This window comes from Microlunatus sp. YIM B11417, from assembly GCF_059617205.1.
In genome coordinates this window covers 324410-348912 of the sequence record NZ_JCAMPJ010000004.1, presented here as the reverse complement: position 1 = coordinate 348912, position 24503 = coordinate 324410, and the positions used below count along the sequence as shown (strand labels likewise).

General features: G+C 70.4%; 22 protein-coding genes and 1 riboswitch. Of the genes, 9 read left to right on the top strand and 13 right to left on the bottom strand.

The window, feature by feature from the left end; translation table 11 throughout:
- Positions 1-96 precede the first annotated feature (96 nt).
- A complete protein-coding gene (locus tag AC6CCG_RS21115) occupies positions 97-621 on the top strand; it encodes a cobalamin biosynthesis protein (protein WP_496656614.1) in 525 nt (174 codons plus the stop codon).
- A 34-nt stretch (positions 622-655) separates the two neighbouring features.
- Here AC6CCG_RS21115 and AC6CCG_RS21110 read toward each other — a convergent pair whose 3' ends face one another.
- Positions 656-2512 carry an ABC transporter ATP-binding protein gene (locus AC6CCG_RS21110; protein WP_496656613.1) on the bottom strand — a complete coding sequence of 619 codons (1857 nt, stop codon included), beginning with the start codon at positions 2510-2512 and terminating at the stop codon, positions 656-658.
- Positions 2509-4332 carry an ABC transporter ATP-binding protein gene (locus AC6CCG_RS21105; RefSeq protein WP_496656612.1) on the bottom strand — a complete coding sequence of 608 codons (1824 nt, stop codon included), beginning with the start codon at positions 4330-4332 and terminating at the stop codon, positions 2509-2511. The genes AC6CCG_RS21110 and AC6CCG_RS21105 overlap by 4 nt, the downstream gene beginning before the upstream one ends.
- Positions 4333-4651: 319 nt before the next feature.
- Between AC6CCG_RS21105 and AC6CCG_RS21100 the strand changes: the two genes are divergently transcribed.
- Positions 4652-5428, top strand: a complete 777-nt coding sequence (locus AC6CCG_RS21100; protein ID WP_496656611.1) for a CPBP family intramembrane glutamic endopeptidase — start codon at positions 4652-4654, stop codon at positions 5426-5428.
- Here the strand turns inward: AC6CCG_RS21100 and AC6CCG_RS21095 are convergent.
- Genes AC6CCG_RS21095 through AC6CCG_RS21085 form a run of 3 tightly spaced genes read right to left on the bottom strand, consistent with a single transcriptional unit; the run spans position 5421 to position 8574 of the window.
- A complete protein-coding gene (locus tag AC6CCG_RS21095; protein WP_496656610.1) occupies positions 5421-6320 on the bottom strand; it encodes a phosphotransferase family protein in 900 nt (299 codons plus the stop codon). The genes AC6CCG_RS21100 and AC6CCG_RS21095 overlap by 8 nt on opposite strands.
- Positions 6321-6349: 29 nt before the next feature.
- Positions 6350-7288: a sigma-70 family RNA polymerase sigma factor gene (locus tag AC6CCG_RS21090; RefSeq protein WP_496656609.1), complete on the bottom strand. Its 939-nt coding sequence runs from the start codon at positions 7286-7288 to the stop codon at positions 6350-6352.
- Positions 7289-7317: 29 nt separating this feature from the next.
- A complete protein-coding gene (locus AC6CCG_RS21085; RefSeq protein ID WP_496656608.1) occupies positions 7318-8574 on the bottom strand; it encodes an FAD-dependent oxidoreductase in 1257 nt (418 codons plus the stop codon).
- Between the two features lie 91 nt (positions 8575-8665).
- On the opposite strand from AC6CCG_RS21085, the gene AC6CCG_RS21080 reads away from it, so the two are divergent.
- A complete protein-coding gene (locus AC6CCG_RS21080) occupies positions 8666-9751 on the top strand; it encodes an S-(hydroxymethyl)mycothiol dehydrogenase (protein WP_496656607.1) in 1086 nt (361 codons plus the stop codon).
- Complete coding sequence (locus tag AC6CCG_RS21075; protein WP_496656606.1) at positions 9748-10356, top strand: MBL fold metallo-hydrolase; 609 nt, start codon at positions 9748-9750, stop codon at positions 10354-10356. Before AC6CCG_RS21080 ends, AC6CCG_RS21075 begins: the two co-directional genes overlap by 4 nt.
- Before the next feature lie 29 nt (positions 10357-10385).
- Here AC6CCG_RS21075 and AC6CCG_RS21070 read toward each other — a convergent pair whose 3' ends face one another.
- A complete protein-coding gene (locus AC6CCG_RS21070; RefSeq protein ID WP_496656605.1) occupies positions 10386-11348 on the bottom strand; it encodes a serine hydrolase domain-containing protein in 963 nt (320 codons plus the stop codon).
- A gap of 61 nt (positions 11349-11409) precedes the next feature.
- Between AC6CCG_RS21070 and AC6CCG_RS21065 the strand changes: the two genes are divergently transcribed.
- Entirely contained in the window at positions 11410-11799 is a 390-nt protein-coding gene (locus AC6CCG_RS21065; RefSeq protein ID WP_496656604.1) for a phage holin family protein, read from the top strand.
- On the top strand, positions 11792-12289 hold the full coding sequence (locus AC6CCG_RS21060) for a low molecular weight protein-tyrosine-phosphatase (protein WP_496656603.1): 498 nt from the start codon (positions 11792-11794) through the stop codon (positions 12287-12289). Before AC6CCG_RS21065 ends, AC6CCG_RS21060 begins: the two co-directional genes overlap by 8 nt.
- 116 nt (positions 12290-12405) lie before the next feature.
- Here the strand turns inward: AC6CCG_RS21060 and AC6CCG_RS21055 are convergent, their stop codons facing one another.
- The gene (locus tag AC6CCG_RS21055; RefSeq protein ID WP_496656602.1) at positions 12406-12927 is read right to left on the bottom strand and encodes a winged helix-turn-helix transcriptional regulator; all 522 of its coding nucleotides are present in this window, start codon (positions 12925-12927) and stop codon (positions 12406-12408) included.
- A gap of 94 nt (positions 12928-13021) precedes the next feature.
- On the opposite strand from AC6CCG_RS21055, the gene AC6CCG_RS21050 reads away from it, so the two are divergent.
- Positions 13022-13582, top strand: coding sequence for a dihydrofolate reductase family protein (locus AC6CCG_RS21050; RefSeq protein WP_496656601.1), 561 nt, complete (start codon positions 13022-13024; stop codon positions 13580-13582).
- An 88-nt stretch (positions 13583-13670) separates the two neighbouring features.
- Positions 13671-14300 carry a hypothetical protein gene (locus AC6CCG_RS21045; protein ID WP_496656600.1) on the top strand — a complete coding sequence of 210 codons (630 nt, stop codon included), beginning with the start codon at positions 13671-13673 and terminating at the stop codon, positions 14298-14300.
- Here AC6CCG_RS21045 and AC6CCG_RS21040 read toward each other — a convergent pair.
- From AC6CCG_RS21040 to AC6CCG_RS21015, 6 genes are all read right to left on the bottom strand, one after another.
- Positions 14297-15043, bottom strand: coding sequence for an energy-coupling factor transporter transmembrane component T family protein (locus tag AC6CCG_RS21040; protein WP_496656599.1), 747 nt, complete (start codon positions 15041-15043; stop codon positions 14297-14299). The two genes, AC6CCG_RS21045 and AC6CCG_RS21040, sit on opposite strands and share 4 nt — an antisense overlap.
- Positions 15040-16716 (bottom strand): ABC transporter ATP-binding protein, encoded by a 1677-nt coding sequence (locus AC6CCG_RS21035; RefSeq protein WP_496656598.1) that lies wholly within the window; start codon positions 16714-16716, stop codon positions 15040-15042. Before AC6CCG_RS21035 ends, AC6CCG_RS21040 begins: the two co-directional genes overlap by 4 nt.
- The gene (locus AC6CCG_RS21030; RefSeq protein ID WP_496656597.1) at positions 16706-17305 is read right to left on the bottom strand and encodes an ECF transporter S component; all 600 of its coding nucleotides are present in this window, start codon (positions 17303-17305) and stop codon (positions 16706-16708) included. The genes AC6CCG_RS21035 and AC6CCG_RS21030 overlap by 11 nt, the downstream gene beginning before the upstream one ends.
- Complete coding sequence (locus AC6CCG_RS21025) at positions 17298-17912, bottom strand: YkoF family thiamine/hydroxymethylpyrimidine-binding protein (RefSeq protein ID WP_496656596.1); 615 nt, start codon at positions 17910-17912, stop codon at positions 17298-17300. The genes AC6CCG_RS21030 and AC6CCG_RS21025 overlap by 8 nt, the downstream gene beginning before the upstream one ends.
- A gap of 45 nt (positions 17913-17957) precedes the next feature.
- Positions 17958-18066: riboswitch (TPP riboswitch) on the bottom strand.
- A gap of 393 nt (positions 18067-18459) precedes the next feature.
- Positions 18460-21027, bottom strand: coding sequence for a YhgE/Pip domain-containing protein (locus AC6CCG_RS21020; RefSeq protein WP_496656595.1), 2568 nt, complete (start codon positions 21025-21027; stop codon positions 18460-18462).
- Positions 21028-21040: 13 nt separating this feature from the next.
- Positions 21041-23722: an MMPL family transporter gene (locus AC6CCG_RS21015; protein WP_496656594.1), complete on the bottom strand. Its 2682-nt coding sequence runs from the start codon at positions 23720-23722 to the stop codon at positions 21041-21043.
- Positions 23723-23857: 135 nt separating this feature from the next.
- Here AC6CCG_RS21015 and AC6CCG_RS21010 point away from each other — a divergent pair, with 135 nt between their 5' ends.
- On the top strand, positions 23858-24478 hold the full coding sequence (locus AC6CCG_RS21010) for a TetR/AcrR family transcriptional regulator (RefSeq protein WP_496656593.1): 621 nt from the start codon (positions 23858-23860) through the stop codon (positions 24476-24478).
- Positions 24479-24503 lie beyond the last annotated feature (25 nt).

Sequence of the window (24503 nt, the reverse complement as noted above, 5' to 3'; positions counted from 1 at the left end):
CCCGCCCGGGCGTCGAGTCGGACCCCACCAACATTCACCGTCCGGACTTGTGCCCTCTCTACAGTCAGGGCACTCGTTACGGCACAATCGGCTCACATGTCTGCGACCATCCGTCTTTCCCGCGTTGCGGGGCTCGCCCTCGGCTATCTCGCCGGGCGAATGATCGAACAGCCCCTGCGCCGCAAGCCGGTCGAAGGGTTCGAGCGTGCCTCGGCCGTGATCGAGGACCGTACCTACTCCGATGATGCGAACTGGGGCACCGTGCACACGGCCGCCGTGGTCGGCGGCATCGCCCTCGCCGGGCTGGCCGTGGAGCGGCTGACCCGGAAGGTCCCGGTGCTGCATGCGATCGCCACCGCCGCCGCGACCGCCGTCGTCCTGGAGGGCGGCTCGGAGGACGAGCCACAGTCGGCCCGGGCCGTGGTCGGCCCGCTGATCTGGGGCGCCGCGTTCGGCATCCCCGGGCTGTTCGGCTATCGGGCCGCGCATGTCGTGGCGGACCAGATCGGCACCGGCGACGAGAAGTACGCCAACTTCGGCCGGTCCGCGGTCCAGCTGCGCGACCTGCTGGACTGGCTGCCGAACCAGCTCAAGAACGCCGTAGCGGAATCCGGCCGGTAACTCCGGCCGAATTCCGCCCGACGTTCGCGTCCGGTCAGGCCAGCGACTCGACCCAGGCGTCGTGCAGGGCGGCGTAACGGCCGTCCTGCTGCGCCATCAGCTGGGCCGGGCTGCCGTCCTCCAGGATCCGGCCGTGCTCCAGCACCAGCACCCGGTCGGCGATCTCGACCGTGCTCAGCCGGTGCGCGATGATCACCGCGGTCCGGTCCTTGAGGATCGTCTGCAGCGCCTGCTGGACCAGCCGTTCGCTCGGCACGTCCAGGCTCGACGTCGCCTCGTCCAAGATCAACACCGCCGGGTCGGCCAGGAACGCCCGGGCGAACGCGACCAGCTGCCGCTGGCCGGCGGACAGCCGGGAGCCCCGCTTGGCCACGTCGGTGTCGTAGCCCTGCGGCAGCGCGGCGATGAACTCGTGCGCGCCGACCGCCTTGGCCGCCTCGATGACCTGCTCCCGGCTCGCCGACGGCTTGCCGAAGGCGATGTTGTCGGCGACCGTACCGTCGAACATGAAGTTCTCCTGGGTCACCATCACCACCGACTGCCGGAGGTCGTCGTTGCCGATCTCGCGCAGGTCGGTGCCGTCCAGCGTGACCCGGCCCTCGGTCGGGTCGTAGAAGCGGGCCATCAGCTTGGCGATCGTGGTCTTGCCGGCGCCGGTGGTGCCGACCAGGGCGAGCGTCTGTCCGGCCGGGATCTTCAGTTCCAGGTCGGGCAGCACCGGCCGGTCCTTCACGTACGAGAAGGTGACCTTGTCGAAGTGCAGTTCGCCCTTGGAGTCGCGGACCCGGACCGGGTTCTTCGGCTCCGGGACACCCGGCTCCTCCTCCAGCACGCCGGACGCCTTCTCCAGCGCCGACGAGGCCGACTGGAACGTGTTGTAGAACTGGCTGATCTCCTGCATCGGCTCGAAGAACATCCGCAGGTAGAGCAGGAACGCGGCCAGCACGCCGACCGTCATGTCGCCCTGGATCACCCGGTAGCCGCCGTACAGCAGGACGCCGCCGATCGTGATGTTGCCGATCAGCTTGATCCCCGGCTGGAAGATCGCGACCAGCCGGAACGAGGTCAGGTTGGCGTCGCGGTAGCGCTCCGACAGATCCTCGAAGATCTGCTGGTTGCGCGGCTCGCGGCGGTACGACTCGACGGCGCGGATCCCGGTCATCGTCTCGATGAAGTGGACGATCACCATCGCCGAGTGCTCCCGGACCTTCCGGTACGTGAGCTGGCTCTGCCGCGAGAACCAACGCACGAGCACGATCAGGATCGGGAACCCGATCAGGCAGATCAGGCCGAGCTGCAGGTCCATCGTCAGCAGCAGCACCGCGACGCCGACCAGGGTCAGCACGGCGGTGACCAGGCCGTCGAAACCGCCGGCCAGCAGTTCCATGATCGCGTCGATGTCGTTGGTCAGCCGGGAGATCACCCGGCCGGACGTGTAGCGATCATGGAACTTCACGTCGAGCTTCTGGAAGTGCCGATACAGCCGGCGCCGGATCTCCAGCAGCACCTCCTGGCCGACCCGGCCGGAGTTGCGCAGGAAGAACCAGCGGGCACAGCCCTGCATGATCAAGGCGCCGAGCATCACCCCGAGCACCTTGAGCAGTTCGGTGGCCACGCCGCCGTTCATCAGCGGCGGGACCCCGAAGTCGATCCCGAACTGGACCAGCCGCGGAATGCTCAGCCGGGCCGCGTTCTCCACCAGGACGACCGCGATCAAGATCACGATGAACTTGCGGTACGGCTTCAGCAGGCTGCCCAGCAGGGCGCGGCTGCGGCGCTTCAGGAAGACGCTGCCACGTGCCTGGACGTCCTCGTTCTCCTCGGCCCCGACGCCGCGCCAGTCCTCGACGGCCAGCTTCTTGTTCCGGGGTTCGGTCTGGACGGCGGTCACCGGCGGGCCTCCTCGAGCTCGAGCAGGTCCAGCTCGGCCAGCTCCTCCTCGGTGTCGAAGTCCGCGCTGAGCAACTCGCGGTACTCCGGCACGGTCTTGAGCAGCTGGGCGTGCGTACCGACGTGGCTGATCGTGCCGTTGCTGAGCAGGGCCACCTTGTCGGCCAGCAGCACGGTGGAAGCGCGGTGCGCGACCACGATGCCGGTGACGCCGACCAGGACCCGCTTCAGCGCCTCCTCGACCAGGGCCTCGGTGTGCACGTCGAGCGCGGACAGGGTGTCGTCCAGCACCAGCACGCCGGGCTTGGCCAGCACGGCCCGGGCCAGCGCGAGCCGCTGCCGCTGACCGCCGGACAGGCTCATCCCCTGCTCGCCGATCCGGGTGTTCAGGCCCCACGGCAGGTCGTACACGAAGTGGGCCTGGGCCACCTCGATCGCCTGGGTGATCTCGGCCTCGCTCGCCGCCGGGTTGCCCAGGGTGAGGTTCTCCCGGGCGGACATCGAGAACAGGGTCGGGTCCTCGAACGCGGTGGCGACGATGGACCGGACCTGCTCCAGCTTGAGGTCGCGGACGTCGACGCCGTCGATGGTGATCCGGCCGGCGGTGACGTCGTACAGGCGCGGGACCAGGGCGGTCAGCGCCGTCTTGCCGGAGCCGGTCGCCCCGACCACGGCCACGGTCTCGCCCGGCTTGATGGTCAGGTTGAGGTCGTGCAGCACGTCGGTGTCGGCGTCCGGGAACCGGAACGCGGCCCCCTCGAAGCGGATCTCGCCGCGGACGTCGGTGAGCAACTTCCGGCCGTCGGTGATCGTGTTCTCGGCGTCGAAGATCTCCGCGATCCGGTCGGCCGCCGTCATCGCCTCCTGCGTCTGCGACAGCAGCAGACCCAGCGCGGCGATCGGCCAGACCAGTGACAGCAGCATGGTGATGAACGCGACCAGGGTGCCCAGCGTGACCTCGCCGCGGCCGGCCGCCAGGGCGCCCAGGCCGAGCACGATGATCACGGTGACGCTCGGCACGATCTCCAGGAAGGTACGGAACTTCGCCAGCAGCCGGATCCGCTGGTACGTGGTGTCGAACAGCTGGACGGCCTTGCCGTCGAACTTCGCGAACATGTGCTCGGAGCGGCCGAACGACTTGATCACCCGCAGACCGTGCGCGCTCTCCTCGACCGAGGACGCCACGTCGCCGGTCTCGTCCTGCATCTTGCGGGACAGCCGGGTGAGTTCGCGCTCGTTCTTCAGGCACATCACGGTGATCGGGACGATCGCCGCCAGCACCACCAGGCCGAGCGGCCAGTACATGTTGAGCAGCAGCCCGACCACGACGGCGATCTGGACGATGTTGATCATCAGGAAGATCGCGCCGAAGTTGAGGAACCTGCGGATGGTCGACAGGTCGTTCATGATCCGCGACAGCAGCTGGCCGGACTGCCAGCGGTCGTGGAAGCTCATCGGCAGTCGCTGCAGCTTCGCGTACAGGTCGGTCCGGATCGTGTTCTCGGTCGCCAGGGTGCCCTTGGAGATCACCCAGCGGCGGCCGAAGACGACCAGCGCCTCGACGATGCCGATGGCCATCGCGGCGGCACCGAGGGTGTAGAGACCCGTCCGGTCGCTGTGCGCGATCGGGCCGTCGATCACCGCGCGGGTGACCAGCGGGATCACGATGCTCGCCGCGACGCTGAGCACCGCGAAGATGATCATGACCACGAACCGCCACACGTGGGGCCGCAGGTACGGGCCGAAGCGGAGCAGGGAAGAGAGCCGGCTGGTACGGACCGTGCCGTCACGCTTGAGCTTGCCGGGTCGGGGTGGCGCCATCAGTGGCGGCCGATCCAGCGAAGTCGGCGGCGCAACCGGTGCGGTGCGTTGCGCGGGCTCGGCTGAATCGGGAGCTTCGTTGGGCGGGCAGGACGTGGGAGCCGAAATGTCGGCAGACATGAAAGGAGTCCTCAAACGGTGAGAGAAGATCGTGCAGACGTACGAATCTGGTAACTATCCAACCCCATGCAAGTGCCCGATCCAAAACAATATTCCCGACCTCTGGGGCATTCATTACGTACGCCGATAGATCATGTTGCAGTGATTAGCGTCACAATCCGAGCAATCGGGAACTCCTACGCCACCGTAGGGTTCTGCCATGATCGAGCAGCCCGCCCACGCGTCGCCGCCGCCTGCCGAGCGGCAACCGGAGAACAAGATCACCATCGGTGTCAACGCCGCCGGACGGCGGATCGGGCTGCCGGAATTCGTGATCGGCGCGGTGGTCTACTTCGCGATTCAGATCGGCGGCGTCTTTGTGATCTTGGCCGCATTCGGCGGCGACGCGCTGACCAGCGGCGCACCGGGTCCCACCTTGGTGCTGGTCCTCGTCGCCGCGGTGTCGGCGGGGCTCGCGGCGTTGGTCGCCCTGCTGCCGCGGATCCGCTCGGCGGCCGCGCTCGGGCTGGTCCGGCCGGCCGGCCGCTGGCTGCTGATCGGTGCCGGCTGCGGACTGGCCGGCTTCCTGGTCAACCGGATCGTCATCCTGGCCTACGTCGCGATCACCGGCGACCAGGGCAACCCGCAGCAGAACCTGGCCGACACCGCGATGGGCGGCTCGCTCGCCCAGTTCGCGCTGCTGCTGCTCCTCGGCGCCGTGCTGACCCCGATCGGCGAGGAGGCTCTGTTCCGCGGCATCGGCTACGGCTGGCTGCGCCGCTGGGGTTTCGTCCTCGCCGCCGTGCTCAGCTCGCTGGTCTTCGGCCTCGCCCACGGCATCAACGTCGTGCTCCCCGCCGCCGTCCTGCTGGGCCTGGTGCACGCCTGGCTGTACGAGAAGAGCGGCTCGATCTGGCCGGCCGTGATCTCGCACGCGGTCAACAACGGGATCATCTTCATCCTGGCCCGCGTGGTCATCTCCCTCGGCATCAGCTGAGCGCGGCGGTGGCGTCCCGTACGGCCTCGAGGGTGAGCCGGGGCGGCGCGTCCGGCGTGGTGTCGTGCAGGTGGGTGAGGCCGCGCAGCGCGACCCGAACCTGGAAGGTCGCCGGGCTGATCCGGTGCCGGTGCAGGAAGCGCTCGACCAGACCGGACCGCGCCCCGAGGGACCAGCCGCTGTCGTCGGCCCAGAAGCCGAACTTGGGCAGGCCGATCAGCGGGTCCTCCAGACGGGCGTACTCGAAGTCGACCCAGCCGACCCGGCCGGCGTCGTCCACCAGCACGTTGAGCGGGTTGTAGTCACCGTTGGAGAAGACCAGCGGCAGCCGGTGCTCGGGGATCCGGTCGCGGAGGACCGCCACCGCCTCGCGAACCACCGGGGTGCCGGCCCACGGTCCGTCCCGGTCGGCCGCCTCGGCGAGTTCGGCGTCCAGCGTACGGTGCTCCAGCCGGTCGACGATCGGGTGATCGGCGATCCGCGGCGTCAGCTCGTGCAACCGGTCGATCGCGTCGAACAGCAGCCGGCAGGTCCGATCCGCGACGGCAGGGTCGTTCACTCCGATCCACGGCAGCGCCTCGCCCGGCAGCCGGCTCATCGCCAGCACCTCGAACGGGCCGTCCGCGGTCTCGACCGGGTACGGGTCGGCCAGCACCCGGGGTGCCGGGAAGTCGAGATCCGCCAGCGCCCGCAGCGCCGCCGCCTCCTCGGCCAGCTGGCCGGGCACGGCTGAGGCCTTGGCCACGCAGACCAGCCTCCGACCCGGTCCGGTCAGCGTGAGCTCCACCGGGAACGGCAGCGGGTGCCGGCGAAACCGCCGCACGCCCGTCACCGATCCGCCCGGCAGCAGCCGGTCCAGCACGGCCGCGTGCAGTTCCTCCTCGACGGTCACCTGGGGACCCTACGGCGCGACGGACGAACTCAGTCGATGATCTCGATCGAGAAGGAGTCGACCAGGTCGCGGTCGGCGTACAGCTCGATGCCGGTGATCCGCCCGTTCCGCACGGTGAGCTCGAAGACCGAGACGGGCCGGCCGCCCGGCGCGTAGGTGGCGCCGATGTAGCCGTCGACCAGGGCCAGCTGGGCGCCCTGAGCGGTGCCGGACAGTGCGTTCGCGACGGCCTCGGAGCCGCGCAGCTCGGCGGCGATCCGGGGTGCGCCGCGGTCGCCGAACCGGGTCGCGGCGAGCACGGCCGCGGCGTCGGCGCGGAGCACGACGTCCGGGTCGAGGAGTTCCAGCAGCCGGTCGAAGTTCGCGTTCCGGGCGGCGTCGAAGAACGCGGCGACGACCTCGGTCTCGCGGCCCTGGTGCCGCCGCCCGTCCGCGCCCGGCGGCTCCTCCGCCGGTCCGCCACGGACTCGGCGCCGGGCCCGGCTGGCCAGCTGCCGGGTCGCGGCCGGGGACTTGTCGACGATGGTGGCGATCTCGTCGAACGGGACGCCGAACAGGTCATGCAGCACGAACGCCATCCGCTCGGCCGGGGCGAGCGTGTCCAGGACGACCATCAGGGCCGCGCCCATCGCGTCGGCCTGGACCGCCTGCTGCTCCGGACCCGCCGCCAGGTCCTCGGCCGGGTCGATCGGCCGGACGTCCAGCGACTCCTCCCGCCGGGCGGTACGCGAGCGCAACTGGTCGAGGCAGATCCGGGAGACGACCGTGGTCAGCCAGCCGCCCAGGTTGTCGATCCGCTCCGCCTCGGAACGGCTGAGCCGCAGCCACGCCTCCTGTACCGCGTCCTCCGCGTCGGTGGCCGAGCCGAGGATCCGGTAGGCCACCTGGCGCAGCCGCGTCCGGTTCTCCTCGAAGGCTGCGCTCAGCAGATCCTGGCCCGGCCCGGTGCCGGCTTCGCCGTCGGTCATCTGTCCTCCTCGATCCCGGACTCCGTCGCTCACTGTGACGGATCCGGGGTGGGGAGTGTGACAGCGGGGTCGACCGACAGGCTCAGCCGGGGTGGGTTCGGGCCGTAGGCGTTGCCGCGGGCCGACCGGGTCCGTACGCCGGGAAGGCTGGTCACGAACCGGAGCAGCCGGCCGGGCACCAGCGGCCGGCCCCGTTCCCGGGCTCGTCGGGCGCGCGCCTCGATCCGGACCTGCTGGGCCTGTACGGCCGTGATCGCCGCCTGCCGCGACTCCTGCACGGCGGCCAGCACCGGACTCGGGATCGGATCGGCCCCGTCCCGCAGCGGGCCGCTCAGCAGGTTGGCCGCGGCGACCGCGTCCTGGATCGCCATCAGGATGCCGTTGCCGCCGACCGGCGAGATCACGTGTGCGGCGTCGCCGAGCAGCAGCAGACCGGGCCGGTGCCACCGGTCGAGCCGGGAGATCTCGACCGACAGCAGGGTGATCTGGCTGAAGTCGGTGAGCAGGTCGATCCGGTCCCCGAGCCAGCCCAGCCACTCCCGCAGGAACCGGCGGATCGGTTCGACGCCCGCCGCCCGGGCCGCCGCGAAGCCGCCCTTCGGCAGCGAGTAGCCGAGCTGCCAGTCATGATCACCGCCGAGCAGCCCGACGTAGCCGCCGCGCCCGAAGTAGAGGTCGACGTCGGCCTCGGGCGGATCGTCGGGCCGCCGCGGCAGTCGGAACCAGAGCAGGTCACTGCCGACGCCGAATCGGGTCAGCGGCAGCCCGGACAACCGGCGCAGCTTCGAGTTGCGGCCGTCCGTGGCCACCACGAGGCGGGCGCCCAGCGCCCGCTCGCCACCGGCCTCCCGCCAGCCGACACCGCGCACCACGTCCTCGTCGTCGGTGATCAGTTCGCGGACCCGGGCGCCGGTGATCAACCGGAACGACGGCAGTTCGGCGGCACGCTCGGCGAGGAAGGCCAAGAACCGTGCCTGGGGCATCAGGGCCACGTACGGGAACCGGCTCGGCAGCCGGCCGTAGTCGCTCGTCGTGATCGTCCCGGCCGGGGTGTGCATGCGGAAGCGGCGGGCCGGGAAGTGATCCAACCGGAGCAGGTCGTCGGCCAGCCCGAGTTGATCAAGCAACTCCAGCGTGTACGGATGCAGCGAATCCCCGCGGAAGTCCCGATCGAAATCCCGGTGCGCCTCGAGCAGCGTCACCTCGATGCCGTGCCGGGCCAGCAGATAGGCCAGCATCATCCCGCCCGGCCCGCCGCCGACCACCACACACCCCGTCCGTTCCATGCGCCCGACGTACCCACTCGGGGCCTTCGGCACGCGGAGTCGGCTGGTTACGATGCTGGCCTGACCAGATCACGTTCAGCGAGGAGCAGCTGTGCCGCAGCAAGTGAGGGGCGTCATCGCCCGTGCCAAGGGAGCACCCACCGAACTCGTCACGATCAACGTCCCGGACCCCGGCCCGGGCGAGGCGGTGGTCAAGATCAGCGCCTGCGGCGTCTGCCACACGGATCTGCACTATCGCGAGGGAGGGATCGGCGAGGACTTTCCGTACCTGCTGGGTCACGAGGCCGCCGGCGTCGTCGAGGCGGTCGGCGAAGGCGTTCGTGATCTTGAACCGGGCGACTACGTGATCTTGAACTGGCGCGCCGTCTGCGGCACCTGCCGGGCCTGCAAGCGCGGCCGGCCCTGGTACTGCTTCGCGACGTTCAACGCGACCCAGAAGATGACTCTCGAGGACGGCACCGAACTGTCGCCGGCGCTCGGCATCGGCGCGTTCGCGGACAAGACGCTGGTCGCCGCCGGGCAGTGCACCAAGGTCGACCCGAAGGCGCGTCCGGCTGCGGCCGGTCTGCTCGGCTGCGGGATCATGGCCGGCATCGGCGCGGCGATCAACACCGGCAACGTCGGCCGCGGCGACTCGGTCGCGGTGATCGGCTGCGGCGGCGTCGGCTCGGCCGCGATCGCCGGCGCTCGGCTGGCCGGCGCGAACAAGATCATCGCGATCGACATCGACGACCGGAAGCTGGCCAAGGCCAAGGAGCTCGGCGCGACGGACGTGATCAACTCCTCGGCGGGCGATCCGGTGGAACAACTGCAGCAGCTGACCGGCGGGTTCGGCGCCGACGTGGTGATCGAGGCGGTGGGCCGGCCGGAGACGTACCGGCAGGCGTTCTACGGGCGTGATCTGGCCGGCACCGTGGTGCTGGTCGGCGTGCCGACGCCGGAGATGAAGCTGGAGCTGCCGCTGCTGGACGTGTTCGGGCGCGGCGGGTCGCTCAAGTCCAGCTGGTACGGCGACTGTCTGCCGGACCGGGACTTCCCGATGCTGATCGACCTCTACCTCCAGGGCCGGCTGCCGCTCGACGCGTTCGTCTCCGAGGAGATCGGGATCGATCGCATCGAGGCGGCCTTCGAGAAGATGCACCACGGCGACGTGCTGCGGTCGGTGGTGGTGTGGTGACCGCCCGGATCGATCATGCCGTCACCTCCGGTACGTTCTCGCTGGACGGCCAGACCTTCGACGTGGACAACAACGTCTGGGTGATCGGCGACGACAGCGAATGCGTGGTGATCGACGCGCCGCACGACGTGGACGCGATCGCCGCCGTCATCGGTGATCGCCGGGTGCTGGCCGTGCTCTGCAGCCACGCGCACGATGATCATGTCCGGTACGCGCCGGAACTGGGCGAGCGGTTCGAGGCGCCGGTCCTGCTGCATCCGGACGATCTGGTGGTCTGGCGACTGACCCACGACTCCGAGCCCGACGGCGAGTTGGCCGACGGCCAGCGGATCGTGGTCGCCGGCACCACGCTGATGGTGCTGCACACGCCCGGCCATGCCCCGGGCGCGGTCTGCTTCCATGCGCCGGAACTGGGCGTGGTGTTCACCGGCGACACGTTGTTCCAGGGCGGACCGGGCGCGACCGGCCGCTCCTACAGCGACCACGACACGATCGTCGCCTCGATCCGGGACCGGCTGTTCGCGCTGCCGGACGAGACGGTGGTCAAGACCGGGCACGGCGACGACACCACGATCGGAGCCGAACGGGCCGCGCTCCCAGCCTGATCATGAACTGCCTGATCATGAACTCCTGATCATGGTCGGAGCAGTTCGGCGCCGAGGTGATCGACCGACTTCGAGGTGTTGCTGAGCACCACGGCGCCGAGCCGGGCGTCCGGCCGGAAGCCGAGGAAGCTCCGGTAGCCGGGCAGTGAGCCGTTGTGCCAGACGCCCTCGAGCCCGTCGCCGTCCGGGACCGGGCCGAGATGCCAGAGCAGCCCGATCCGGTTGTCGCCGAACGCGTCCGCCCGCGGTGCGGTGGTCAGCCTCAGCGCCGCGTCGGCCTCGGCGTCCCCGGTGCCGGTCCAGTGCGCCCGGACCAGGTGGAGCAGCGCCTCGGCGGACGCGACCAGGCCGCCCGACGCGACACCGAGCGGATGGTCCGGCGTCGCGCACGGGTCCCCGGCCACATCGTGGCCGGGCGCCAGCAGCGCGCCGTCGAGTTGATCGCCGATGGCGGCGGTGCCCGGGATGGGGCCGAGGGCGGCGCGCAGCAGTTCCCCGAACGGGATCCGGGTGCCGGCGGTGAGCGCCATCCCGATCAGCTGGGCGCCGAGGTTGGAGTACGCGTACTCGGCGCCGGGCCGGGCCGACGGCCGCAGTTCGGCCAGGCCCCGGACGTAGCCGGCCAGATCGTCGATCCCGCCGGCCAGCCCGTGCGGCAGGCCGGACCGATGGGTGGCCAGGTGTTCCAGCGTGATCGTCCCGTACGGCTCCGCCGGCAGCTCCCACTCCGGCAGTGCGTCCCGGATGGTCCGGTCGAGATCGGCCTCGCCGCGGACGACGGCCCAGGCCAGCAGCGTGGCGGTGATCGGCTTGCTCACCGAGGCGATCCGGAACGTGGTCCGCCGGTCCGGCGGCTCGTCGCGGCCACCGCCGATCCGGCCGGCACCCTCGATGATCAGGCGGTCACCGTCGACGACGCCGGCCACCACGCCGACGTGTCCGTCCCGTACCGCCTGCTCGGCCAGCTCCCGTACCTGCGATTCCCGGTCCACCCGAGCCACCGTACCGTCGCGTCACGGCGACGATCTTGGCCAGCCGTGCCAGGATCGAGGCATGAGGATGATTCTCCGGCTGCTGGCCAACGCCGCGGCCCTGGCGATCGCGACCTGGTTGCTGCCCGGCATCTCACTGACGGCGGACTCGACCTCGGACAAGGTCATCTCGATGTTGATCATCGCGCTGATCTTCGGTGTGCTGAACGCGGTGGTGAAGCCGATCTTCACGCTGTTCACGTCGCCGATCGTGCTGCTGACGCTCGGCCTGTTCCTGCTGGTGATCAACGCGGTGATGCTGCTGCTGGTCTCCTGGATCGCCGGCCTGGTCGGCCTCGGCTGGCACGTGGACAACTTCTGGTGGGCCGTGCTCGGCGCCCTGATCGTCTCGATCGTCAGCTTCCTGTTGAACGCGTTCCTCAAGGACAAGAACGAGTCGCGGCGTGGCTGAGCCCGATCCGGTCCGGGTGATCTTCGTCTGCTGGGGCAACATCTGCCGCTCCCCGATGGCCGAACGCGTCGCGGTCGCGTACGCCGAACGGGACGGGCTGACCGGCGTCGAGTTCACCAGCGCGGCGACCAGCAGCGAGGAGCTCGGCGAGCCGATGGACCCGCGGGCGGCGCGCACCCTGAGGCAACACGGCTACCACGCCGATGATCATGTGGCGCACCAGATCGACCGGACCGAGCTGGACAGCGCCGATCTGGTGATCGCGATGGAGGACCTGCACGTCCAGCGCCTGCACCGGATCGATCCCGACGCCGACCGGATCACCCTGCTGACCGACTTCGACCCGGCCGCCGAGCCGGGCTCGGGCGTCCCGGATCCCTGGTACGGAAGCGAATCCGGCTTCCTGGACACGCTGACCGCGATCGAGGCGGCGATGCCCGGGATCATCGACCGGGCCCGTTCCCTCGTCGCAGCCCGACCCGCTCGCTGAGCCCGTACCCCGGAAACGGGGTCGGACTTCACCAGGTTTCCTGCCGCTTTACCAGAGAGGTTTCTGTGGTAAAGCGGCAGTTTTTCACGCAACGTGAAAAACCGGCAGGCCCGGAATCAGGCGAGCGCGGGCGCCTCGGTCTTGCCGGCGACCACGTCGAGGTAGGCCTCCTGCAGGCGCTGCCGGACGGTCTTGCCCTCGGGGTCGGGCGTGATCACCGCGCCGAGATGTTCGGCCCGCAGTTCCTCCATGAAGCGATCCCAGAGTGGCTGGCCGCCGTCGGTGAGCAACCGCGCGCGGATCGACAGCTCGTCGCTGACCGGGAGCCACTTGGTGCCCCAGGTGCCGAGCGTGGCCATGATCGGGATCAGTTCGATCGAGCGCTCGGTCAGGCTGTAGATCGCCTTCTGCTTGTGGGTCGGATCGTCCGACCGGGTCAGCATGCCCGTCTCGACGAGCCGCTTCAGCCGGCTGGCCAGGATGTTGGAGGCGATCCCCTCCTCCGACCCGGTGAGCAGTTCGCGGAAGTGCCGGCGGCCGCCGAAGATCATGTCGCGCAGCACCAGCAGGCTCCACTTGTCGCCGAAAACCTCGAGTGAGAGGTTGATCGGGCAACCCGAACGGTGTGCCTCGGTCATATCCGCTCCTTCTAGTTGCGCAATGCAACCATCGTAGCCTACCGTTGTCCGTGCTTGCAAATTGCAATCAGTTTCGGAGGAAGGGACACGACCGATGGGCCGGCTGATCTATTCGATGATCACGTCACTCGACGGCTACACCGAGGACGCGGACGGCGCGTTCGGCTGGAACGCCGTCGAGGAGGAGATCCACGCGTTCGTCAACGAGCAGTACGCCGACCTCGGCACCTACCTCTACGGCCGCCGGATGTACGAGACGATGGTCTACTGGGAGACCGCCGACCAGGATCCGGCCCAGCGGCAGGTCGTGATCGACTACGCCAAGGTCTGGCAGGCGGCCGACAAGATCGTCTACTCGAGCACGCTGACCGAGGTGACCAGCCGGCGCACCCGGATCGAGCGGACCTTCGACCCCGAGGCGGTACGGCAGCTGAAGGAGTCCTCCGACCGCGACCTGTCCGTCGACGGCCCCACTCTCGCCGGTGCCGCGCTCAAGGCCGGGCTGGTGGACGAGATCCACCAGCTGGTCTGCCCGGTGATCGTCGGCGGCGGCAACCGGTTCTTCCCCGACGGAGCCCGGCTGGAACTCGAGCTGATCGACGAGCGCCGGTTCGGCAACGGAGTGCTCTGGCTTTGTCACCGCCCACAGAGTTGACGCAGGATCTTCCCCTCAGGGGTGGATCTGGCGCAAGATGGGCGGAGCTCGGGGAACAGCGTTGGTCGAATTAAGGGGTAGGGACCACATGCGGTTTGCCGACGCCCAGGCACTTGCCTGGCAGGATCCGTGGCCGAGCGAGATGAAGATCGCCACCACGGTCGACGATGAATTCTTGTTGCAGTACCTGTTCTTCCGGGCCTCGTACGGGCTCCGGTCCTCGACGCCGATTCCGGAGCTCGAGCCCGATCCGCCGCCCAGTGTCCGGCACCTTTCCCGGCTCCAGCGGGCCGAGTGGGACGCCGCCTGGGAGCAGGGCTGGCGTGACCTGTGGGCCTGGCGGAGCCGCCGGGACACCTGCCGCAACACGGGCACCCTGCAGGGGTTGTTCACCCGGATCGGGAAGCCGCCGTTGTGGCCGATGGAGCGCGGTGCGTACTTCGACCGGGAGGCCTTCGCCTCCTGGAAGGAGACGCTGATCGACGCCGACCGCAGCCGGGCCGCCCGCGAGCGGCCGGAGAACCGGTTCGTCGCGGAGTTGGCCTCGGCCTGGCGGCGCGGGCTGCACGAGATCGTCGTGCTGCCGTACCGCGGTGAGTTCTATCGCTCCGTCGGCGGCTTCGCGCTGGAGCTGTCGCGGACGAGCTATCTCAGCCCGACATCCTTCCCGGCGGCCCTGTCGGAGTTCGGCGCCAGTCGGCTCCGGCTCAGCAGCTAGCGGATCACCGCGTCGCCGATCAGGACCAGGGCGACCGCCACGGCAACGGCGGCGGCCAGGACCAGGTCGGCCGGCCCGAACGGGACCGGCCGCCAGACCGTCCTGGGTCCGTCGCCGAGGCCGCGGGTCTCCAGGGCCAGCGCGGTCCGTTCCGCGCAACGGATCGATGCCACCAGCAGCGCGAACGCCGCACGGCCGAACTGGCGCGGGCCGAAGCGCGGCCGGCCGTTGCGGCGAACCGGTCCACGCACCGCCTGGGCGGCCCGAATGGTCGCCCAGCGGTTCGGCATGGCCTGCAGCATGCGGTGTCCGGCCAGGATCGCGTACGCGTAACGCGGGCTGAGCCGGGCCTGCCGGACCAGGCTGACCATCAGGTCGCGCGGCGGTGTCGAGGCCAGGAAGCCGATGGTCAGCACGCCGATCACCAGGCCGCGCAGGGCGAGGGCGACACCGAACGTGACGCCCTCGGCGGTGATCCGGACCGGCAGGTCGGGCAGCAGATCCCGGCCGGGCCGGCTGAGCGCGTTGATCGCGACCAGGCCGACGCCGAAGGCCAGGAAGGGCAGTTGCGCCGTGAGCAGGGTCCGCCACCGGACCCGGGCTCCGAGCCGGATCGCGGCGAGTGCGCTGCCGTACAGGACGAGCAGCGGGTACGGGTCGGTCAGGAACAACGTCACGACCGAGACGGCGAACAGCAACGCGACCTTGACCGCCGGGTTGCGGCGGCCGAGCACGCTCGTCATCGGCTCACCGGCTCTCGCAGCGCGGCCGCGTCGAGCCCGGCGAGGATCGACCGGAGCGTGGCCTCGTCGATCGGCTCGGCGGCGAGCCGGCGCAGCAGGCGCGGGGCTCGCAGTCCTGCCTCGGCGAGCAGGGCTTGGTCGCGGAGGAGCCGCAGCGGTGTCGTGTCGGCGAGCAGGGCGCCGTGGCCGAGCACCAGCACCCGGTCGGCGTACCCGGCGACGGCACGCAGGTCGTGACTGGAGAACAGGACGCCGTGGCCGGCCGCCGCCGTCTCGGCGAGCGTGCGCAGCATGGTGATCGTCGCCGGCCGGTCCAGTCCGAAGCCGGGCTCGTCGGCGAGCAGGTACGGGCGCTGGTGCAGCAGCATCGCGGCCAGGCTGACCCGGCGCTGCTGACCGCCGGAGAGCCGGTACGGGTTGCGGTCGGCGAGCTCGGCCAGCCCGAACCGTCGGAGCAGCCGGCGGACCCGCGGCAGGCTCGTCGGCGGCAGGCCGAAGGCGAGTTCGTCGGCGACCGTGGCGGCGGCGAACTGGTGCTCCGGGTTCTGGAACACCAACCCCGGCCGCGGTCCCTCGACCGTGCCCGACAGCGGGCGTTCCAGGCCGGCCAGGCAACGCAGCAGCGTCGACTTGCCGGTCCCGTTGGCCCCGACCAGAGCGGTCACCTCGCCGGACCGTACCTCGAACTCGAGCCCGTCCAGCACCGCGCGTCCGCCCCGGCCCACCGCCAGGTTTCGAGCCCTGAGCGCCTGGCTTCGATCCCTGAGCTCGTCGAAGGGCAAGGATGATGCCATCGGGCTCGGCCCTTCGACAGGCTCAGGGACCGTTGGTGCGAGGCGCAGCAGGGCGTCGACGACGGCGGGATCGTCGAGCCCGCCGGGCCTGTCGAAGGCGGCCCGGAGCTCCAGGTCGATCGGCAGCCAGCAGCCCTGCTCGACCAGGTCGCGCAGGGCTTCCGTACCAAGATCGGCGGGCGGACCGTCGTGCCGGACCAGGCCGTCCCGGTCGATCACGATCCACCGGTCCGGCAGGTCGAAGCCCTCGCCGGTCAGCTCGTCCAGCCGGTGCTCGACCAGCACGCAGGCCGCGCCGGTGCCGCGGCGGGCGGTCGCGATCGCGGTCCGGACCGCGTCGACGCCGGCCGTGTCGAGCATCGAGGTCGGCTCGTCGAGCAGCAACAGCCGCGGCTCGGCGGCGATCGCGGCGGCCAGCGCGACCCGCTGCAGTTCACCGCCGGACAACTGGCCGGTGTCGCGGTCCGCGAGCCGGCGGGCGTCCGCCCGGTCCAGCGCGGTGCTGACGGCCGGGCCGATCGCGGCGGGGTCGACGGCCAGGTTCTCCAGCGGGAAGGCGACCTCGTCGGTCACGCCGGACAAGCAGACCCCGGACTCCGGGTCCTGCGCCACGACGCCGACCCGATCGGCCAGGTCGGCGATCTCGTGGTCGGCGACCCGCCGGCCGGCCACCCGGAGCTCGCCGGCGACCTCGGCGTCGATCGCCTGCGGTACCGCGCCGTGCAGCAGCCGGAGCAGCGTCGACTTGCCGGACCCGGACGGGCCCAGCACGAGGACGTACTCGCCCGGTCGGACGACGAGGTCGATCGGACCGAGCCGACCGCCGCCGGGGTAGCGCGCGGTCAGCCCGGCGGCGTGGACGGCCGGTTCAGCGGGCACGGCCTGCCTCGCGGACGATTGCGAACTGGTCCAGGACGCCGGTCCGGAGCAGCGCGTCGACGATGATCTTGGCCAGCAGGCCGCCGAGCACCAGACCGGAGGCGAGTTGCAGGCCGAGCCGGAGCAGCAGGATGTCCTGGCCGAACCAGGCGTACCGGAACGCCGAGAAGACGAACACCAGCCCGGCGCCGAGCAGCCCGGAGAGCGCGTACGTCAGCCAATTGAACCGCCGATAGCGGGTGATCGCGAACGGCAGCTCGCTGCCGGCACCCTGCAGCGCCGCCGCGACCACCAGCAGCGGGCCGACCGGCGAGCCGAGGAAGACCACCTCGACGATCGAGGCGATCACCTCGGCGATGATCCCGACGAACGGGCGCCGGATGATCGCCAGCGCGATCGGCGCGACCAGCAGCCAGCCGCCGAGCAGCAGATGCTGAGCAAGATCACCGGCCGGCCCCATCGCGACCGCGAGCAGGTTCCAGGCCTGCACCAACGCCCAGTAGAGGAAGCCGAAGACCACGCCGAGCATCACCATCAGGACGATGTCGCGCAGCGGCAGCCTCTTGTTGATCTTGGCCCGGTCAGCCATGGGACGGGCTGTTCAGTGAGACGGTCAGGTGGCTGGTGACGTGCTGGACGCTGCGGCCGACCATCACCCAGCCGGCGAAGACCGTGGCCAGCACCGTGCCGAGGTCGCCCTCCAGCCGGGTCACGAAGTGCTCCGACGCCCGGAACGTCCCGTTGGCCTTGGCCAGCTCGATCGCCGCATAGATGTCGCGCATGTGGTCCGGCTCGACCCCGGCCCGGACGTCGTCGGCCAGCGGATAGAGCGCCCACTCGGCCGCGGCGAAGCGCCCGGTCTCTCTGCCTTCCGGTACGTCGACCGGGCGCGGCCCCGCCCCGCCCGGCAGGTCGCAGACCACCTCGCCCGGGCAGCCGCGGGACAGGTGCACCGTCACCGAGGCGTGCTCGCCGGTCGCGGCGATGGCGGCGGCGAGGTCGGTCAGGTAGCGCAGCAGCTCGCTCTCGCTGCCACCGAGATAGGTGCTGACATCGCCGGTTCGGACCACGAGGTCGCCCGGATCCGTTGTCTGTAAGGCGGTCGTGATGACGTCGACGTACCGGTCGGTCATCACCGCCACGGTCACCCGAGCCCCGACGCCGAACCGCATCGGGTCGTCGATGATCTTGGTCATAGGGTCCCCCTTGCCTTCTCGTCGGCACGGGGACCGGGGCACGCTGCCCCACCCAAGTTCGCTTCCTGCGCTGGCATGACCCAGATCAGGTTCAACGGTCGGAGTTCGAGTACTCCCTCTCAGCCCGGCTCACCGGACTCCCGTGCTCAACCTGAAGGTACGTCACCCACCTCGTTCCGGGTCGCGCCAGTCCCACACCGTGGAACCCTGGGCCGGTCAGACCCGGCCGTGGGTTGCACCGACCCGACCCGTACGGCCGGGTCGTGACGCCGCCCTCGCACGACCATCCGGGTCGAGCGCGCGATCCGCTGTCACGATTTCACTGCGGACGGGCCGTTGCCGCGTGGCAGCGGCAAGATGTGGCTGACGTCAAGAGAAATCGCGACAGCCAAGCAGCCCACCGGTCGCCCGATCCCCTTCGCCCGGCCACCTGTCGCCCGCCCACGTGACGACGCTCGCGCCACCCGTCGACCGGGCACATGTGCGGTGACACGCCGTCGAAACGGCTGCTTTTGTGCCCGGTCAGCGGGTTGGGGGCGGTAGGAGGTCAGGCGGGGCTCGCGGCGAGCGGCTGCAGGATCCGGCGCCGTGCCACGGCCAGCAGACCCGCGCCCAGACCCACGATCAGCCAGGCCAGCAGGGACAGGATGGCCGAGCTGACGCCCGGTCCGTCGGTGACGATCGCGCGCATCCCGTCCAGGGCCGGGGTGAGCGGCAGCAGGGGCCGGATCACGTCGAAGACGGCGGGCACCGCGGCCGTGATGGCACCGGCGGTGGCCAGCACGACCATGATCACCGAGACGAACCGGCCGACCCCGCCGAACCAGGCGACCAGGGCGTGGTTCACCGCGACGAAGGTCAGGCCGCCGAGCAGGGTGAAGCCGATCAGGCCCACGGTCTGGCCGGCCGAGAGCTCGAGCAGCACCTGGAGCATGACCGCCAGCACGACCGACTGGACGGCCGCGATGATCACGCCGGGCAGCCAGCCCTCGAGCGCGATCCGGAGCGAGGACTTCATCGAGGTGAGCACCCGTGAGCTGACCGCCTGCACGATCAGGTACGTCGCCAGGGCGCCGATCCAGAGCGCGAAGACGGCGAGGAAGGTGGTCGTCGCGCTGTCCGCGAACGCCTGGTCCGGCCGCTCCGAGGTGACCGGCGTCGAGACCACGTCGGCCAGCGCCGTCCGGTCGGCCTTGGTGTAACTGGGCAGCTTCTCGGCGCCCTCGGCCAGCCCCTCGGCAAGCTTCGTGGTGCCGTCGGCCAGTTGATCACCGCCGTCGGCCAACTGCCCGACGCCCTTGTTCAGGTCCGCCGCCCCCGAGGCGGACTGCCCGGTCCCGTCAGCCAGTTGCCCGGCGCCGTCACTCAGCTGAGCCGTGCCGGTCTTCAGGTCGGCTGCGCCATCAGCGAGCTGTCCGATCCCCTTGGACAAGGCGGGCATCCCGTCCGCCAACTGCCCGGTCCCGTCCGCGAGTTGATCAAGCCCGCCGGCCAGCTGCTTCGTGCCGGTCGCCAGTTGCCCGGTCCCGTCGGCCAGTTGATCACCACCGTCGGCCAGTTGATCAAGACCGCCCGCGAGTGCCTTGGTCCCGCCGGCCACCTGCGTGGAACCCTTCGCGAGTTGATCACCGCCGACGGCGAGTTGATCAAGACCGCCGGCGAGCTTCTGATTGCCGGCGGCCAGTTGCTGCAGTCCTCCGACAAACTCGCCGACACCGTCGACCAGTTCAGCGATGCCGTCGCTCAACCCCTGCGCAGCCGTCGCCAGTTCGCCACCGCCGGCGGCCAGCGACGCGGACAGCTGCATCAGGCTCGGGTGGTCGCCATCCTCGCGCTCCAGCCCCTCGACCGCGGCTCCCGCTCCGGCCTTGAAGCCTGCCAGGAAGACCGGGCAGGACGGCTTCGGAATCTCGGGTGGGCACGTGATGCCCTTCTTGGCGAGCTCCTCCATGCCGGCCTTGTAGCCTTTGAGCCCGGTATTCAGACCAGCCACGCCCTTGGTGTACTCCGCAACTCCGCCGGCGTTCTGCGCGGCGCCGCGACGAAGTTCGTCCGCGCCCTTGCCGAGCTTCACCGCGCCCTCGCCCGACTTCTCGGCGCCCTTCGCCAGTTCGCGCGCGCCGGCGGCCGACCTGCGGGCGCCCTTGGCCAGTTCCTCGGTGCCTCCCGCCGTTGCGTCGGCACCCTTGGCCAGGTCGCCGGCGCCCTTGGCCGATTGCCGGATCCCCTTCGCCAACTGCTCCGTACCGTCGGCCGTCTTCGCCGTGCCGTCGGCCAGCTCACCGGCACCCTTGGCCGACTGCCGGGCGCCGTCGGCCAGCTGGCCGACCTGGCCGGGCAGGTCGCGGGTCTGCCGGGCCAGTTCGCCGGCGCCGTCGGCGAACTTCCCGACACCCTGGTCAAGATCACGAACGCCGCCGGCCAGGCCCTTCGCGCCGGTGTCCAGCTGAGCCAGTCCGCCGGCCAGTTGCTCGGTGCCGTCGGAGGTCTGGTGCAGGCCCTTGGCCAGCTCACCGGCGCCGTCGGCGAGCTTGCCGGCGCCGTCGGCCACCTCCTTGAACTGCTTCCCGGTGTCGTTGAAGCCGACGTAGATGTTCTTCAGGTACTCCTCGGTGAGCTGCTTGTTCACCGCGGTCTGGGCGGCCGCCGCGATGGCCTGGCCGACAACCGGGTCGGCGATCCCCGAGACCTGCGAGGTCTGCACCTCCAGCGTTGCCGAGCGGGCCTTGTCGGCGTCGTTGGCCGCATACGAGGTCGCGTCGGCCGAGAAGGACTCCGGGATCGTCACCACGGCCGCGTACCGGCCGCTGGCCAGGCCGTCCGCCGCGTCGGACTCGTCGCTCAGCACCCAATCGAAGTTGGGCGCGGACGCGTCGTCGGGGTCGCCCTCGACCAACGCTCCGGCCAACTGTCGGCCCAAGGGGACGAGCTGACCGTTCAGCTCCACAGCCTCGTCCTGGTTGACGATCGCCGCCTGGACCCGGCCGAGCCGGGTGTCGGACTGCCAGGTGGCCAGCAGCATTCCGCCGGCGATGATCAACGGGATCAGGATCAGTCCGATGATCGCGATCGGGCCGACCGGGTTCCCGGAGCGGGCGCGTTCAAGCTTCAGCATGAGGAGTCCTTGATCATCCGTGGTGCGCGTCGGCCAGGTCGTGCGCCCGGCCGAGCGTGAGATAGCTGTACGGTCCGCCGACCACATCATCGATCCGCTCCCGGTCCGGCACCGACCAGACCACGGCGCGGCCGAGTTCGCGGAGTGCGTCGAGCTGCGCGGCCAGCCGGTCCCGCCCGGCGGCCGTACCCTCGCCGTCGACGAAGATCAACGAGGCCTTGCTGCGGACCGCCTCGTCGACCGTGGCGGCGTCCCAGTCGCCCGCCACCACAGCGGTACGCGAGCGCAGCTCACCGGCCTGGCTCGGCAGCACCAGCCCGGCCACCTTGACCAGGCCCTCGGTCAGCCGCATCCGCCCGGCCAGCGTGAGCAGCAGACTCCGCCGGGAGCGCTCGTCCGGGCCGTCCATGATCAACACGTCGCCCGGCCGGACCGCCACCGAGACCGGCTCGGTGCCGCCGCCGACCCGTACCCCTTCGGCATAGACGAGATGATCATCGCCGGGAGCCGGCCAGTCGGCCAGCGCCAGCTGGTGGGCCAGTCCCTCGCCCTCGACGTCGAACGTCGGCAGCCGCCGGTCCAGCCACTTCGGCAGCCACCAGGCCGCCTTGCCGAGCAGCGCCAGCACGGCCGGCACCAGGGTCATCCGGACCAGGAACGCGTCGACGAACACGCCGACCGCGAGCCCGAACGCGATCGCCTTGATCGCTCCCTCGCCCTCCGGGACGAACGCGGCGAAGACGGCGAACATGATCACCGCGGCGGCGGTCACCACCTTCGCCGAGGCCGAGAAACCGGTCCCGATCGCGGCCCGGGCATCGCCACCGTGCACATAGTCCTCCCGGATCCGGGAGACCAGGAAGACCTCGTAGTCCATCGCCAGCCCGAACAGGATGCCCATCAGGATGATCGGCAGGAAGCTGATCACCGGACCGGTCTGGTGCACGTTCAGCGGCCCGGACAGCCAGCCCCAGTGGAACACGGCAGCCGTCGCCCCGAACGAGGCGCCGACGCTGAGCAGGTAGCCGACGGTCGCCTTGATCGGCACCGCGATCGACCGGAACACGATCGTCAGCAGCACCAGCGACAGCCCGACCACGAGCACACCGAACGGCAGCAGGGCATTCCCGAGCCGGTCCGAGACGTCGATCGCCACCGCGGTGTAGCCGGTGACCGCGATCGTCACCCCGTACTTCTCCTCGAAATGATCTTTGAGGGCCCGGATCCGGAGCACCAGGTCCTTGGTCTCGTCGCTGTCCGGCGCCGTCTCCGGGATCACCTGGACGATGCCGACCTCGGCGTTCTGGTTCGGTGTGGCGAGCGGGATCTCGGCGACACCGGGCAGGTCGCGCAGCTCGTCGGCGATCCCGTCCATCACGCCGAGCGGGTCGTCGGAGGTGACGATCGTGGTCGAGACGATCAGGGGGCCGTTGTGACCGGGGCCGAAATGATCACTGATCAGGTCGTACGTGACCCGGGCCGGAGCCCCCGGCGCGCCGGCCCCGTCACTGGGCAGCGCGAGCCGGAGATCCTTGGCCGGGAAGGACATCACGGCCAACCCGGCGATGACGATCACGACGGTGATCACCGGGACCTTGGTGACCAGCCGGACCCAGCGGGTGCCGAGCGGGGTCCGCTCCGCGCGCGGGGCCTTGTTCCTCCGCGGCTTGCGGGGCTTGGGTCGCAGTGCCTCGCCGGCGAAGCCGACCAGGGCCGGCAGCAGGGTCAGCGCCACGGCGACGGCGATCGCGACGCCGATCGCCGCGGCGACGCCCATCACGGTGAGGAACGGGATCTGGGCCACCGCCAGGCCGACCAACGCGATCATCACCGTGATGCCGGCGAAGACGACGGCCGAGCCGGCGGTCGCGACCGAGCGGGCGATCGACTCCTCGACGGCCATCCCGGCCGCGAGCTGATCACGGTGCCGGGCCAGGATGAACAACGCGTAGTCGATCCCCACAGCCAGGCCGAGCATCAGCGCCAGCATCGGCGTCGTCGACGACACGGTGCCCAGCCCGGTCGACGCGAAGATCAACGCCATCGTGATCCCGACCCCGAGCAGGGCGGTGAGCAGCGGCATCCCGGCGGCCCGCAGCGAGCCGAGCGTGAAGAAGAGCACGATCAGCGCGATCACCACGCCGATGCCCTCGGTGATGGTGAGCTTGGGGATGTTCTCGCTGAACACCTCGCCGCCGATCGAGGTGGTCGAGCCCGGCACCGCCGCCGCGATCGTGTCGGCCTCGTGCCGGAGCGCCTCCCGGATGTTCTCCGGAATGGTCGCCGCCGCACCCTCCAACTGCACCGACACGATCGCCGCGCTGTCGTCGTCGGCGATGGCACCGTCGATGTTCTTGTCGTACGGCGACGCGACGGCCTTCACCAGGTCGAGATCCTCGATCCGGTCGATGCTGTCCGCCACCGCATCCCGAACGGCCGGGTCGCGGACCGACGCGCCGTCCGGCGCGACGACGATGATCCGGGCGGCCGAGCCGCTCACCTCGGGAAAGGTCCGGGACAGCGAATCCAGGGCCGCCTGCGATTCCGTACCCGGAAGGGTGAAGGCGTCGTCGAACGAGCGACCGAGCAGGCCGGCCATCCCGCCGACGGCGGCCAGCACGGCGAGCCAGGCCAGCAGCATCGCGATGCGCCGGCGGACCGCGTACCGGCCGAGCCGATACAGCAAGGACGACATGAGTACCCCCGACCGAGCCGCCAGACAGATTCGATACAGTAATGTATCCAATACAGAAGTGTATGCAAATCTCGCAGACCCGTGATCAGCACCACAGCCGGTAGGGTCCGGTCTGACGACAAAGGGGACCGCAGCATGACCGAGGCAGGCACGCAGCCGTCAGCCCGGCGTGCCCAGACGCAGGAGAAGCTGATGGCCGCCGCCGTCCGCGTCTTCGCCGCGCGCGGCATCATCGGCGCCTCGGTGGAGGAGATCTCCGAGGAGGCAGGCTTCACCCGCGGCGCCTTCTACTCCAACTTCGGCGGCAAGGACGAGCTGGTGCTCGCGCTGCTGAAGCGCCAGGTCGAGGAGCAGTACGCGGCGCTGGAGCAGATCGCCGACCTGCCGTTGGACCGGGACCAGTCGATCGACGACCTGATCGCGGCCGCCCTCGACGTACTGCAGGGCGCCGCCCGGCCGGACCCGGAGTTGATCTTCATCAACCAGGAGCTGATGCTCTACGCGGCCCGGCACCGCAGCGTCGGCCGGCAGTACGCGACGTACAAGGACGAATGCCTGGCCCGGTTCCGGGTGTTGATCAACGACCTGCTGCACAGCGTCGGCCAGGAGTTCACGATCGACCTGGACGACGCGGTGACGCTGTGCGCGGCCGCCCACCAGCACGCGCACCTGCTCGCCGCCCTGGACGAGAGCCGCCCCGACCTACGCCCGCTGCACCTGCTGATCCGCGCGATCACCCGCCCCCTGACCCCTTGATCAACTTGGGCCGGGGGTCGTCACT

What these genes read in the sequence shown, in the direction of transcription:
- AC6CCG_RS21115 (WP_496656614.1), top strand. Translation starts at nt 97, where the DNA reads ATGTCTGCGACCATCCGTCTTTCCCGCGTTGCGGGGCTCGCCCTCGGC.
- AC6CCG_RS21105 (WP_496656612.1), bottom strand. Translation starts at nt 4,332, where the DNA reads ATGGCGCCACCCCGACCCGGCAAGCTCAAGCGTGACGGCACGGTCCGT.
- AC6CCG_RS21100 (WP_496656611.1), top strand. Translation starts at nt 4,652, where the DNA reads ATGATCGAGCAGCCCGCCCACGCGTCGCCGCCGCCTGCCGAGCGGCAA.
- AC6CCG_RS21090 (WP_496656609.1), bottom strand. Translation starts at nt 7,288, where the DNA reads ATGACCGACGGCGAAGCCGGCACCGGGCCGGGCCAGGATCTGCTGAGC.
- AC6CCG_RS21085 (WP_496656608.1), bottom strand. Translation starts at nt 8,574, where the DNA reads ATGGAACGGACGGGGTGTGTGGTGGTCGGCGGCGGGCCGGGCGGGATG.
- AC6CCG_RS21065 (WP_496656604.1), top strand. Translation starts at nt 11,410, where the DNA reads ATGAGGATGATTCTCCGGCTGCTGGCCAACGCCGCGGCCCTGGCGATC.
- AC6CCG_RS21055 (WP_496656602.1), bottom strand. Translation starts at nt 12,927, where the DNA reads ATGACCGAGGCACACCGTTCGGGTTGCCCGATCAACCTCTCACTCGAG.
- AC6CCG_RS21050 (WP_496656601.1), top strand. Translation starts at nt 13,022, where the DNA reads ATGGGCCGGCTGATCTATTCGATGATCACGTCACTCGACGGCTACACC.
- AC6CCG_RS21045 (WP_496656600.1), top strand. Translation starts at nt 13,671, where the DNA reads ATGCGGTTTGCCGACGCCCAGGCACTTGCCTGGCAGGATCCGTGGCCG.
- AC6CCG_RS21040 (WP_496656599.1), bottom strand. Translation starts at nt 15,043, where the DNA reads ATGACGAGCGTGCTCGGCCGCCGCAACCCGGCGGTCAAGGTCGCGTTG.
- AC6CCG_RS21030 (WP_496656597.1), bottom strand. Translation starts at nt 17,305, where the DNA reads ATGGCTGACCGGGCCAAGATCAACAAGAGGCTGCCGCTGCGCGACATC.
- AC6CCG_RS21025 (WP_496656596.1), bottom strand. Translation starts at nt 17,912, where the DNA reads ATGACCAAGATCATCGACGACCCGATGCGGTTCGGCGTCGGGGCTCGG.
- AC6CCG_RS21020 (WP_496656595.1), bottom strand. Translation starts at nt 21,027, where the DNA reads ATGCTGAAGCTTGAACGCGCCCGCTCCGGGAACCCGGTCGGCCCGATC.
- AC6CCG_RS21015 (WP_496656594.1), bottom strand. Translation starts at nt 23,722, where the DNA reads ATGTCGTCCTTGCTGTATCGGCTCGGCCGGTACGCGGTCCGCCGGCGC.
- AC6CCG_RS21010 (WP_496656593.1), top strand. Translation starts at nt 23,858, where the DNA reads ATGACCGAGGCAGGCACGCAGCCGTCAGCCCGGCGTGCCCAGACGCAG.